Consider the following 12,054-nt stretch of genomic DNA (forward strand, 5'->3'; position numbering starts at 1 on the left):
TCCATGAAATATGTCATAGGCGTAGATTTGGGAACGAGCGCGGTCAAGACGCTGCTCGTCGGACAGGACGGCGCCGTGCATGCGGAGGCGACCCGGGAATATCCGCTCTATCACGAGAAAGCGGGGTGGAGCGAGCAGGATCCCGAGGATTGGGTGACGGGCACGACGGCCGCACTGCGCGATTTGCTCGCGAGCTCGGATGCCGATTCGAATGACATTGAAGGGATCAGCTTCTCCGGGCAGATGCACGGGCTCGTCCTGCTGGACGCGCACGGCAAGCCGGTGCGAAGAGCGATTTTGTGGAACGATACGCGGACGACGGAGCAGTGCCGGGAGATCGAACGGACGCTCGGCGACAAGCTGCTGGCCGTCACGCGCAATCCCGCGCTGGAAGGCTTCACGCTGCCCAAGATCCTGTGGGTGAAGCAGAATGAGCCGGAACGGTTCGCAAAGGCGGCAAGCTTCCTGCTGCCTAAGGATTACGTAAGGCTGCGTCTTACCGGCGAGAAGCATATGGACTTGTCGGACGCGGCGGGAACGCTGATGCTCGACGTCGCGGGCCGCGACTGGAGCGAGGACGTGCTGAGCGCGTTCTCGATTCCGGCCGGCTTCTGCCCGCCTCTGGTGGAAGCGGGAGCGCACGTCGGCGGGCTGACGGCTGAAGCGGCGCTGGCGGCCGGGCTGCGGCAGGAGACGAAGGTGTTCGCCGGCGGGGCGGACAACGCATGCGGGGCGATCGGAGCCGGCATTCTCTCGCCGGGGCTCACGCTGTGCAGCATCGGCACGTCTGGCGTCGTCCTGACTTACGAAGAGGACGCTTCCGCCGATTATCGGGGGAAGGTTCACTTCTTCAACCATGGCAAGCCGGGCGCGTTCTACGCGATGGGCGTCACGCTTGCTGCGGGCTATTCGCTCAGCTGGTTCCGCAATACGTTCGCCAAGGGCGAGACCTACGACGCGATGCTGCAGGGCGCGGAGGACATCCCGGCCGGCTCGAACGGCCTGCTGTTCACGCCTTATCTCGTCGGCGAGCGGACGCCGCATGCCGATGCGCAAATCCGCGGCAGCTTCATCGGCGTGGACGGAAGCCACACGAGAGCGCATTTTGCCCGGGCGGTTATGGAGGGCATTACGTTCTCCTTGAACGAATCGATCGAGATGTTCCGCGCGGCGGGCAAACCGGTCGACAAAGTCGTATCGATCGGCGGCGGAGCGAAAAATCCGCTCTGGCTGCAGATGCAGGCGGACGTCTTCAAAGCCGAGGTGGTGGCGCTCGAGAACGAGCAGGGTCCCGGACTCGGAGCGGCTATGCTGGCGGCCGTCGGCTGCGGCTGGTTCCCGTCTCTCGACGCCTGCGGAGAAACGTTCGTTAAGCACGCTCGCATCTATCGTCCCGACCAGGCGGCCAGCGCCCGCTACGGGCAGCTGTTCGAGCTGTACCGCCAGGTGTACGCCCAGACCGCGGGCATCAATCACGCGCTGTACGCTTTTCGAAACTAGCATAATCGGATAGAATGAAAGTTAGGGCAAGGGGATGCCTCCCTTTCCTTCGAGAGCCTTCGTCATTCCCGGCCGGTAAACGGGAGAAGGCTCTTTCGGTTTTTTAGTGATCCAGAAATTATAAAATTCGTTATCCTTATCTGAATCACCTCCGACATAAACGTGATCCCGCCGGTCCCAAGGACGGCGTAAGCCGTTTATGCTTGGGGAACTTTCTTCATCCGATCGTCGTATAGAATAGCGTATAGAGCGGCGGGTCGAAAAATATCAAAAAAGCGGGAGTGTATTCGTACGATGGACGATTGGACGGCGAACGGGCAAGGCGCGGATAATCCGCCGCTGCTGCGGGCGGAAATCGAGGAGGCGGGCTACGAGCCAGACCGGCCCATTGTAAGGAATGTCGTTCTCGACGTTCAAGCCGGCGAGAGAGTCGGCTTGCTCGGTCCGAACGGGGCCGGGAAGAGCACGCTGATGAAAGGGCTGCTCGGCCAGCTGCCGCATTGGCGAGCGAAGTCGTATTGGCGCGGAGAGGAGGAGAACGCGGTCCGGGAGGGAGACATCTCCTCCAGAATCGCCTATATTCCGGAGCAGCCGATCGTATACGAGAGGCTGACGCTGTGGGAGCATCTCGCGCTCGCCGCGGCATCCGCCGGGCTGTCCGACGAGGAGCTGCAGGAACGGGCGGACAAGCTGCTCCGACGGTTCCGCTTGAACGGCTTCCGGCATCATTATCCGGTGAAATTCTCCAAAGGCATGCAGCAGAAAACGATGCTGATCGTCGGCTTTCTGCTGAAGCCGGAGCTGTACTTGGTGGACGAGCCGTTCATCGGGCTGGACCCGGGTGCGGTGATGGAGCTGATCGATGCCCTGGACGAGGAGAGAAGCCGAGGAGCGGCCATCTTGATGACGACGCATGTCCTGGACTCGGCGGAAAGAATGTGCGACCGGTTCGTGCTCGTGCACGCGGGAGGAGAGGCGGCGTCGGGAACGCTGGAGGAGATCCGCCGGCTGGCAGGGTGCGAACCGGACGCGAGGCTGTTCGACTGCTTTCACCGGCTGACGCTCCGGGACGAAGAGGTGGAGGCATGACTTCGCCGGCGACCGTACGCTACACTCCGAGTAAGCTGTTCCTGGAACGGGCGGGGGCATTCTGGAGAGCGATCTGGAAGTGCTGGCGCACCGTACTGGACTGGACGGTGTGCCTCTACATCGTGCTCCCCTGGTCCTTTATTTCCGCCGGCATCTACCGGGACTTGACGAACAATCCGCCTGCCGGCCTGGAACACGTTCCGCTGTACCCGCTGCTTCTGGTTTTGGCGCTGCTGCAGCTGGCGGGGAAGTTCCGGACGTTCGCCGAGCCGGGGGACGGGCTGCTCCTGCACCGCATTCCGAAGTGGAGGAAGGCTTTCGTCGTCTGGGGCTTTGTCTATGGGGGCGCCGCCCGGATAATCGCTCTAGGTTGCATCGTCGCGGCGCTGTCGCCGATTCTGCTTCCGGTATTCGGGCTGTCTGCGGCTTCGCTGGCCTCTCTTGTTCTATCCTACACGTCGGCGGGACTGTTCTGGACGCTGCTGAGGGATCGGATTGCGCTTCGCTGGAGCGGCTGGCGCCGCTGGGCAGCGGTCATGCCGGCCGGCGCCGCATTCGTCTTCGGGACAGCCGCTCTGGCGGACGAAGCGCTGCAAAGCCCGGCCGCGGGGCTTCTGATCGGGGCGGTCTTCCTGACTGCCGCGGGCGTTCTTCTGCTTCTGCGGCAGCGAATGAGGGGAACGCTGCTGCATGAGATTGCCGTGGAAAATGGAAGCTATGCGGCGCTCGTCGGCTGGCTGCTCCAGCATTCGCTGGAGAAGAGGCCGGTGCCGACGCGAAGCAAGCCGATTCTGTTCGCCCGCTCGCAGCCGCTGCTGCGGCAACGAGGCGGCGCTCCGGACCGGCTGGCGGACAGTTGGATGAAGGCCGTCTTGCGGCGTCCGGATCTGATGAGTCAGCTGGCCTACTTCTTCGGAGCCGGATCTGCCGCGCTGGCGCTTCCTCCGGTAGCTATAGCGGCCTTCGTATGGCTCGCCCTTCCCTTCCTCGTCGTGGCGACCTTGAGACGGAGCTGGAAGCAGTGGATGGCCGAGGCGTACGTCTCGCTGTTCGAGTGGCGGAAGAAGACGGAGGAAGAGGCGTCCCGCAAAGCGATCGCATGGCTGGCCCTGCCGATGATCTTGCTGTGGTCGCTTCTGCTTGGCGTGCGGATCGGTCTGGCTTTCGGCGGGCCGGCCTGGATGGCGGCCGCCGCCGTTCCCGCCGCCGGCTGGATCTGGCTGAGATCGGTCAACGGTTTTCTCGCTGCGTCCAGCGCTTCGCGCCGGGAGAAGGAATAGGCGCCCCCCGCTTGGGGACAACCTAACCGGAAAATGCAAGATTTCGAACACGGAGAGGATGAAGGCGATGAAACACGCCGCGCTGATGTTCCAATTTCCGGAGGACGCCCAGGCCCGGCTGGCCGCGGAGACGCTGGACGAGCTTGGCTACGAGCCCCAGCTCCACGAGGGCGGGCGGCTGCATATTCACGTGCGGGACGAGGATCTGACCTCGGCGCTAGAAATTGTGCAAAGCTGTTCGGGTCGCCTGCTGGAGCAGGCTCCTGCGCACATCGATCAGATGACGAATTCGGCCTACGGCATCGACGATATTCCGATTCCCGCTCATACGGTGAACGAGGATTGGGTCGACGCTTACCGTCAGAGCGCAGAGGAGGACGGCGCCGAGAATTCCGCTTATCCGACAGACGACGGCTCGTACGACCGGTTCGAGGGAACCTGACGCTCGAACGGGCGCACACGCAGCGAGAGGGCCGCTTCCGATCTCGAGGAGGCGGCCTTTTCATTCGGAGGGCGCTGGCTCTGTTCCCGCTTGCCGTTATGAGGACGATTCCGGCTCTGCCGATCTCATTTTCGTTAACCGCTCTTTCGTACAAGGCATACGTTCACCGGCACCAAATAAAAGGCAGGGAATGCGCGAAGGGGCGAGCTGCGCGATTCCCTGCTTTTCCGTTTTCCGATTACGCTTGTCCCGACGCATGCAAGCCCGCCGTGTAGCCGGTAGAGAAAGCCGCGGTAATGTTGTAGCCGCCGGTATAGCCGTGAATGTCCAGCACCTCTCCACAGAAATACAAGCCCGCCATCCGCTTCGATTCCATCGTCCTCGGGTCGATCTCCTTCAGATGGACCCCGCCTCCCGTGACGAAGGCGTCCTCGATCGACAGCGTGCCGCTCACCCGAATCGGAAATCGCTTGATCTGCCCGGCAAGCCGGCTCCAAGCCTGACGAGGCAGGTTGTCGTAAGTGACCCCCTCGGCCAGCTCGGCGCCGCGCAGCAGCAGGGGGATCATTCTCTCGGGCAGACAGGCTCTCAGCACGTTCTTGACCGCCTTCTTCGGCTCCAGCTGCGCAAGCTTAAGCGTCTCGGCGTAGACCTCGTCCTCGCTCTTGTCCGGCATCAGATCGACGGAAACCTCGACATGGCCGGCGTCGGATGCTTTAAGCGCCTTGACGACGAACTGGCTGCACCGAAGCGCGATCGGGCCCGACAATCCGAAATGCGTAAACAGCATGTCTCCGCGATGCTCGACGATTCGCTTTCCTTTCGAATTCCAGACGGACAGGGCGACGTCACGGAGACTGAGGCCCTGCAGCTCCTTGCTGGCAATAAAAGGCTCGCCGGACGTCAGCGGAACCTCTGTCGGGAACAGCTCGGTGATCGTATGCCCGGCCTTCTCCGCCCAGGCGTAGCCGTCTCCGGTCGACCCGGTCTGCGGCACGGATTTGCCGCCCGACGCGACGATAACCGAGCGTCCGCCGATCGTCTCGCCCGTCCGCAGCCGCACGCCGGCGACGCGCCCGTCCTCGTACAGGACGGTATCCACGGGACAATGGACGCGGATCTCGGCGCCCTGCTTGCGCACCTGGCCGACCAGCGCGTCTACGACCGTCTTGGCCTTGTCCGTGACAGGGAACATCCGTCCGTTGTCCTCCTCCTTCAGACGAATGCCCAAATTTTCGAAAAAGGCGATAATGTCCTTGTTGCTGAAGTTGGCCAAGGAGCTGTGCAGAAAGCGGCCGTTGCCCGGGATGTTGCGGATGAGCTCGTCGAGCTCCTTGTTGTTCGTGACGTTGCAGCGGCCTCCGCCCGAGATTCCCAGCTTGCGTCCAAGCTTGTCGCCTTTATCGAGCAGCAGGACGCGCGCGCCGTTCCTGCTGGCGGCGACGGCGGCCATCAGACCGGCGGAGCCGCCGCCAATGACAATGACGTCGTAGTCCATGTAAGTTCTCCTGACTAATCGTTATAGCCAAATTGTATCATTGGAAATTTCAAACGCAAACGGCGACTTGATGTGCGGAAACTTTACAGAATATTGGCTCGCGGATGAGTCTATTTAACTCCCTAATATTGTAACCCATGGGGAGATGTGCTTTAATCTAAGTGATTCGTACAGCATTTTGGCAGTACAATGGATATTGCAAACCGTACACCGGCAGAGCCAATAGAGCTAACCCTATATGGACAGGTATGTAGATTATGGTTGAACCGCTGCTTAAGGATACGGGAGGTTCCGCTGGATGTGGAAAGAATCATTGCTGCAGATCCTGATTGCATTTCTTCCCGTCTTTTTGTTCATGGTCTGGTATTCCAAGCAGGAGAAGTCCGGTCATTCCCACATCTTTATCGGAATATGCTGCGGTCTGGCGATGCTTCTGAACGTCAATTTCACTATGGATTCCATTCCTGGCATTCCTATAGACCTGCGTCATGTTCCCTTTCTGATCGGTTCGGTCTACGGCGGGATTCCGATCGCTTTCGGGCTTCTTTCTTTCTATATGGTCGCTCGGCTATGGGAGATAGAGCTTCGTTGGGATTACTTCGTCTTTATCGGTTTTCTGAGCTTGTTCGTTCCCGTGCTTTTCTCCCGGATTTCCGGATACGCCATGCGAAGCCGCAGGGGCAAGCTCAAGCTGCTGTTTTCTCTCTGTCTGCTGCTGTCGGTGTTCCAGCTCGCGGCGTTCTGGATTCGAATTCCGCGGAGTCTGCTGGAGAACGTGCCCCAGCTGGTCGGCATGGTGGCTGCGTTTGTATCCGTATTCATCGCCGTGACGCTGCTGTGCGCCCACTTTATCGAGCTGAGCTTCGAGAGAATCCAATTACAGCTGCAGCTTCACGACGTCTCGCTGAAATATCGCAAGGAAATGCGCAGACTGCAGCAGTTCATCGACAACTCCCCGCTGATGGTCATCCTTTTCGACAGGGAGGGGAGAATTAGCCATATCAACGACATGACGCTGAAGGTCGTGTCTCCGTTAGGTCGGGACGAGCTGCTCCGGGAGAAATTTTCCTTCCTGCTCGATCGGATGGAGCTGAGAATCGACTACGATCCGGTGGAGCGCATTCTGGGGGGCGAGGAGAAGCTGACGGAAGTGATCAAGCTGGGCAGCCAGACGTTCTACACCGTGTACAGCTCGATCAGGGACATGCCGTCGCAAGGAACGGACGGCGTCTTGTTCATCGGTCACGACGTCACCGAGCTTCACCGGCTGAAGGACGAGGTCGACCGGATGGAGAGGCTGAGCCTGGTCGGTCAGATGGCCGCGAGCATTACGCACGAGATCCGCAATCCGATGGCCGTCATCCGCGGCTTCGTGCAGCTGCTGAACGAGCGCAGCCCGGACGATCAGAAAAGCTACTTCCGCATCGTGCTGGACGAGTTGGATCGCGCCAACGCGATCATCAACGATTTCCTCTCCCTGGCTCAGAATCGCATCGTGGAGAAGGAGCCGTCCAATCTGAACGAGCTGCTGAAGGAGCTGCTGCCGCTAATCTGGGCGGATGCCAATATGAGAGGGCAGATGATCGATCTCCATACGGACGACGGGCTGGAGCCGATCCCGATGAACTCCAAGGAAGTGAAGCAGCTGGTGCTGAACTTGTCGCGGAACGGGATGGAGGCGATGAACGATAAAGGAGTTCTGCGAATCGAGACGCAGAATTTGCCGGGAACGGTCCAGCTCCGCGTCAGCGACAGCGGCGTCGGCATTCCGCCGGAGAAGCTGAAGCGGCTGTTCGAGCCGTTCTTCACGACGAAGACGAACGGAACCGGTCTTGGCCTGGCGCTCTGCTTGAGCATTGTCGAGCGTCACAACGGCAAAATTCAGGTGGAGTCGACCGTCGGCGAAGGGACGACCTTTATCGTCTCGTTCGCGAAGCCGGGAGTCGGCGAGAAAGGGAGCTTCACAGCCTGAGGCGCTGAGGCGCGGATAGCGGCACTTCATTCGGATACACTACGGGGGAATCGACCGGAAAAGGAGGGAGTCCCCCATGGCCAGAGACGAAGGACCGTCGAAATCCGGACGGTCGGCCGCAGATCGCCGCAAGAGCAAGTCTTCTCCGCTGTCCCCCGGCTACGACAAGAAGCTTGACGGGCCCAATCGCCCTTCTACCTGAGGCGGGCAACGATCGGCTGCATCGGTCTGCGCCTTTCTCTTCGATCGCGAAGAGCTTTGACGGAGCTTGCGGAGGCGCGCTATAATAGAGCTATGCGGAATTAGCTTGCCGCCAATTTCGGTTTTGGAAAGAGAGGCGCCTGATCATGTCGATGTCTTTTGAAAGATATATGCTGGATATGATTCAACCGATGCGCGACGAGTTGACGCGGATCGGCATTCAAGAATTGAGAACTCCCGAGGAAGTGGAAGACCATCTTCCGGGAGCTGCCGGGACGGCTCTAGTCGTCGTCAACTCCGTATGCGGCTGCGCGGCGGGCCAATGCCGTCCGGGCGTGGCCGAAGCGTTGAAGCACGACGCCGTGCCCGATCACCTGTTCACGGTATTCGCCGGACAGGACAAGGAAGCGACGGCGAAAGCGCGGGAGTACTTCCTGCCGTACCCGCCTTCTTCTCCTTCCATCGCGCTGATGAAGGACGGAGAGCTTGTGCACTTCATCGAGAGGCATCAGATTGAGAACCGCAGCGCGGCGGAGATCGCGGCGGACTTGACCGACGCCTTCGACCGTTATTGCCGGTAATGCAGTCGTTCCCGGAGGCAGAGGCCGCTCGCGCCCGAGCCGCCGGGTTATTTTTTGTTGCCAGTAAGAAGGAGGACGCCAGGATGACTACGCTTCAGCAGGAGATTATCGAGAAGCTTGGGGTTAAACCGACGATCGACGTCGACGAGGAGATCCGACGCAGAGTTCAATTTCTGAAGGACTACGTCCTGCAAGCGGGGGCGACGGGACTGCTGATCGCGATCAGCGGAGGCGTCGACAGCGCGGTGGCGACTGGATTGTGCAAGCGGGCGACGGACGAGCTGTCGAAGGAGACGGGCAAGGAATACATAACGCTGGGCGTGTTTCAGCCTTACGGCCGGCAGGAGGACATCCATCACAGCTACGAGGTGGCCGAGGCTTTCCAGCTGACGCATAAGGTCGAGACGAACATCGAGGATGCGGTCGACGAGATCGCTCTGGAAACCGAGCAGGCGTTCAAAGCGTTGAAGATTCATCGTCATCTCAGCCGCGCAGGCAAGGGCAACGTTAAGGCGCGTACGAGAATGGTCGTGCAATACGCGCTCGCCTTCGATCTGAACTTGCTTGTCGTAGGCACGGATCACGCCTCCGAAGCGCTGACGGGCTTCTTCACGAAGTGGGGGGACGGCGCCGTCGATCTGACCCCGCTCAGCACGCTGAACAAGCGGCAGGTCCGCGAGCTGGCCCGCCGTCTCGGCGTGCCTGCGAGCATCGTCGACAAAGCGCCGACCGCAGGCCTGTGGGAAGGGCAGACCGACGAAGGCGAGCTTGGCGTCACTTACGAGGACAACAGCTCTTATCTGGAAGGCAAGGAGATCGACCCGCAGGCAAAGGAAAACCTCGAGAAGCGTTATTTGCGCACGCAGCATAAGCGTCAGCCGATTCCGGGGATCTGATCGCACGGTATGATCGTCGGAATCGGGCTGGATGTCGTAGAGACGGCGCGAATGGAGCGCATTCTCAAGGGGGCGAGCGGGTCCAGGTTTGTCGACAGGGTGCTGACGCCCCGAGAGCGCAAGGCGTGGGAGGCATTGCCGGCCAGGCGGGCTTTGGAGTTCGTCAGCGGCAGGTTCGCCGCCAAGGAAGCGGTCGTTAAGGCGTTAGGCTGCGGGATTGGAGCGACGGTCGGCTTCCGGGACATCGAGGTGCTCGCGGACGAATCGGGGAAGCCGGTATGCCGTCTGTCTTCCGCCGCCGCCATGCGTCTCGGGTGGGAAGAGGACGGGGGTCGCCGGGTGCTTGTCGCCATTACGCACGAGCGTTCCCTCGCGGCGGCGACCGCATTAATCGAAAAGCTATAGCTGATTACGCAGTCCGGCAGCAGCATCTCTGTCGGACTGTTATTTATTGGATATAGAATATAAATATGGTAATTTACGCCTCGTGATTCGTGACGTATAATGGAAGAATGTGAGCGGGATAAGATTTAATTTTATCCGGATAATGGGGCAATGATGATGGGAACGAATTATATCACGATCATGATGAAGCACTTTGAGCATATGAATATCGAGGTTGCCGCTGCGGCGGAGACGGTTTTGCACGCGGTCTCCATGAAGGACAAGGAGACGGTGTACGATTGCCACCGCTTTTTGTTCGTCAAGTCGGGAGCGGGAAAATTGCGGGCTCAAAATCAGGAAATCTCTCTTGAAAAGGGAAAGCTGTTTATTCTGTTGGCGGGAATGCCGCACCGGATCGAACTGGAGTCGGAGAAGGCGACGCTGCAGTGGTGCCACTTTCGAAGCAGCTACGAAGATCGGGACCTGTACCGAACGCTGCAGCTTCCCTTTCATGTCCAGGTGAAGGAAGAGGGAACGGTATCGGAGCTGTTCCTTCGGCTGTTCAAGGAGCTGTCGAAGGAAAGCCTGACTTCCAGGCTGAGAATCAAGGCGGTCATGCTGGAGCTGATCAGCTATTATCTGGACAGCTTCTCCCTGATGGACAACCATGTGCCGACCGACGACCTGCAGAAGATCGACATGGTGCTCAAGTATATCGACGAACATCTGGCGGACAACATTACGGTGGAGAACCTGGCCAAGCAGGTGTATCTGCATCCGAATTATTTTATCGTGTTTTTCAAGGGCATTCTGGGCTATTCGCCGATTCAATATGTCAATCTCCGGCGGATGGAGATCGCGAAGAGCCTGCTGCTTAAGCCGGACTGCAACGTCTCCTCCGTCGCCGGCCAGGTGGGCATGCAAATCTATTATTTCTCCAGAATGTTCAAGGCGCACACGGGCGTGACGCCCAGCCGCTTCCGCAAGCAGGCGGCGATGATCGCCGCTTCGGCCGGGGCGGATCAATACGATCGGGAAGAGGGTAAACCGCATTGACAGACAGAGGGAACGAAGCGTATTTCGGCCAGCGGCTCCTGCGGTGGTACCGCAAGGAAAGGCGCGACCTGCCGTGGAGACGAAGCCGGGATCCTTATCATATCTGGGTGTCGGAAATTATGCTGCAGCAGACTCGGGTGGACACGGTTATTCCGTATTTCAACCGGTTCGTGGAGCGGTATCCGACGCTCCGGCATCTGGCGGAGGCGCCCGAGGAGGACGTGCTGAAGCATTGGGAAGGGCTCGGCTATTACTCCAGAGCGCGCAATCTGCAGGCGGCCGTTCGCGAGGTCGTCGAAAGGTACGGCGGGGAGGTCCCGCGCGGCAAGGCGGAGGTATCCGGGCTAAAAGGGGTGGGGCCGTATACGGCCGGGGCGATTCTGAGCATTGCGTACGATCAGCCGGAGCCGGCCGTAGACGGCAACGTTATGAGGGTGCTGTCCCGATATTTCTGCCTGGAGGACGACATCGCCCGTCCGGCGACGCGAACGGCGATGGAAGGTTTGGCCCGATCGCTCATCCCGGAGGGGCAGGCCGCCGATTTCAACCAGGCGCTGATGGAGCTCGGGGCGATGGTCTGCACGCCGAAGTCTCCGTCCTGTCCGTCTTGTCCTGTCGGCGAACGGTGCGAGGGTCGGCTTCGGGGCAGGGAGAAGGAGCTCCCGGTCAAGACGAAGCCCAAGAAGGCGCGGCCGGTCTACCGCATCGCCGCCCTCATCGAGGGAACCGGAGCCAACGCCGGCCGGGTTCTCGTCTGCCAGCGGCCCGAGACGGGGCTGCTCGCCCGGATGTGGGAGCTGCCGCATGTCGAGGTGCCCGACGACAAAGTCTGGGGGCGTCTGGACGAAGCGGCCGGCCGGCTGAAGGCGGCGCTGGCGGAGGAAGGCATTCGGGTAAGGGTGGATGCGAGCGAGGAAGTCGGGGAAGCCCAGCACGTCTTCACCCACCTCGTATGGAACATCAAGGTGCTGGGCGCGGCCGTTCTCGACGAGCGGGAGGCGGCCGGCAGCGGTTACCGCTGGGTCGGCGCCGCCGAGTTCGAAAGCTACGCATGGCCGAACGTGTTCCGCAAATTGCTGACGGAATACTTCCTTTTTCGACAGAAGGCTTGACGAGCGGGCTGTTTCGAGCGACTCTATAAAGGAAAGAAGGAAA

The 12,054-nt window shown here is 60.3% G+C and carries 12 protein-coding genes; 11 read left to right on the plus strand and 1 reads right to left on the minus strand.

Translation table 11 applies throughout. The features are described 5' to 3' along the window. The first annotated feature begins 3 nt into the window (after positions 1–3). The 4 genes from xylB (at position 4) to ACFO3S_RS09695 (ending at position 4,311) form a co-directional block, all read left to right on the plus strand. On the plus strand, positions 4–1,500 hold the full coding sequence (xylB, locus tag ACFO3S_RS09680; protein WP_378094821.1) for a xylulokinase: 1,497 nt from the start codon (positions 4–6) through the stop codon (positions 1,498–1,500). A gap of 294 nt (positions 1,501–1,794) precedes the next feature. Then, positions 1,795–2,589 carry an ABC transporter ATP-binding protein gene (locus ACFO3S_RS09685; RefSeq protein ID WP_378094823.1) on the plus strand — a complete coding sequence of 265 codons (795 nt, stop codon included), beginning with the start codon at positions 1,795–1,797 and terminating at the stop codon, positions 2,587–2,589. Continuing rightward, positions 2,586–3,869 carry an ABC transporter permease gene (locus ACFO3S_RS09690; protein ID WP_378094825.1) on the plus strand — a complete coding sequence of 428 codons (1,284 nt, stop codon included), beginning with the start codon at positions 2,586–2,588 and terminating at the stop codon, positions 3,867–3,869. The genes ACFO3S_RS09685 and ACFO3S_RS09690 overlap by 4 nt, the downstream gene beginning before the upstream one ends. Before the next feature lie 67 nt (positions 3,870–3,936). Continuing rightward, positions 3,937–4,311: a hypothetical protein gene (locus ACFO3S_RS09695; RefSeq protein ID WP_378094828.1), complete on the plus strand. Its 375-nt coding sequence runs from the start codon at positions 3,937–3,939 to the stop codon at positions 4,309–4,311. 238 nt (positions 4,312–4,549) lie between these two features. Here the strand turns inward: ACFO3S_RS09695 and ACFO3S_RS09700 are convergent, their stop codons facing one another. Then, positions 4,550–5,809, minus strand: a complete 1,260-nt coding sequence (locus ACFO3S_RS09700) for a BaiN/RdsA family NAD(P)/FAD-dependent oxidoreductase (protein ID WP_378094830.1) — start codon at positions 5,807–5,809, stop codon at positions 4,550–4,552. 298 nt (positions 5,810–6,107) lie between these two features. Here ACFO3S_RS09700 and ACFO3S_RS09705 point away from each other — a divergent pair, with 298 nt between their 5' ends. The 7 genes from ACFO3S_RS09705 to mutY all read left to right on the plus strand — a co-directional run bounded on the left by ACFO3S_RS09705 (position 6,108) and on the right by mutY (position 12,011). Further along, positions 6,108–7,781: an ATP-binding protein gene (locus ACFO3S_RS09705; protein WP_378094832.1), complete on the plus strand. Its 1,674-nt coding sequence runs from the start codon at positions 6,108–6,110 to the stop codon at positions 7,779–7,781. A gap of 76 nt (positions 7,782–7,857) precedes the next feature. After that, positions 7,858–7,983 carry a hypothetical protein gene (locus ACFO3S_RS09710; RefSeq protein ID WP_378094834.1) on the plus strand — a complete coding sequence of 42 codons (126 nt, stop codon included), beginning with the start codon at positions 7,858–7,860 and terminating at the stop codon, positions 7,981–7,983. Between the two features lie 145 nt (positions 7,984–8,128). Beyond that, positions 8,129–8,563 carry a BrxA/BrxB family bacilliredoxin gene (locus ACFO3S_RS09715; RefSeq protein ID WP_378094836.1) on the plus strand — a complete coding sequence of 145 codons (435 nt, stop codon included), beginning with the start codon at positions 8,129–8,131 and terminating at the stop codon, positions 8,561–8,563. An 83-nt stretch (positions 8,564–8,646) separates the two neighbouring features. Beyond that, positions 8,647–9,459 carry an ammonia-dependent NAD(+) synthetase gene (gene nadE / locus ACFO3S_RS09720; protein WP_378094838.1) on the plus strand — a complete coding sequence of 271 codons (813 nt, stop codon included), beginning with the start codon at positions 8,647–8,649 and terminating at the stop codon, positions 9,457–9,459. A 9-nt stretch (positions 9,460–9,468) separates the two neighbouring features. Next, the gene (gene acpS, locus ACFO3S_RS09725; RefSeq protein WP_378094840.1) at positions 9,469–9,864 is read left to right on the plus strand and encodes a holo-ACP synthase; all 396 of its coding nucleotides are present in this window, start codon (positions 9,469–9,471) and stop codon (positions 9,862–9,864) included. A 156-nt stretch (positions 9,865–10,020) separates the two neighbouring features. Next, a complete protein-coding gene (locus ACFO3S_RS09730; RefSeq protein WP_378094842.1) occupies positions 10,021–10,899 on the plus strand; it encodes an AraC family transcriptional regulator in 879 nt (292 codons plus the stop codon). Continuing rightward, positions 10,896–12,011 carry an A/G-specific adenine glycosylase gene (mutY, locus tag ACFO3S_RS09735; RefSeq protein ID WP_378094844.1) on the plus strand — a complete coding sequence of 372 codons (1,116 nt, stop codon included), beginning with the start codon at positions 10,896–10,898 and terminating at the stop codon, positions 12,009–12,011. The genes ACFO3S_RS09730 and mutY overlap by 4 nt, the downstream gene beginning before the upstream one ends. Positions 12,012–12,054: the final 43 nt, after the last annotated feature.

Source organism: Cohnella hongkongensis, assembly GCF_042654645.1.
GTDB classification, from domain to species: Bacteria; Bacillota; Bacilli; order Paenibacillales; family Paenibacillaceae; genus Cohnella; species Cohnella hongkongensis.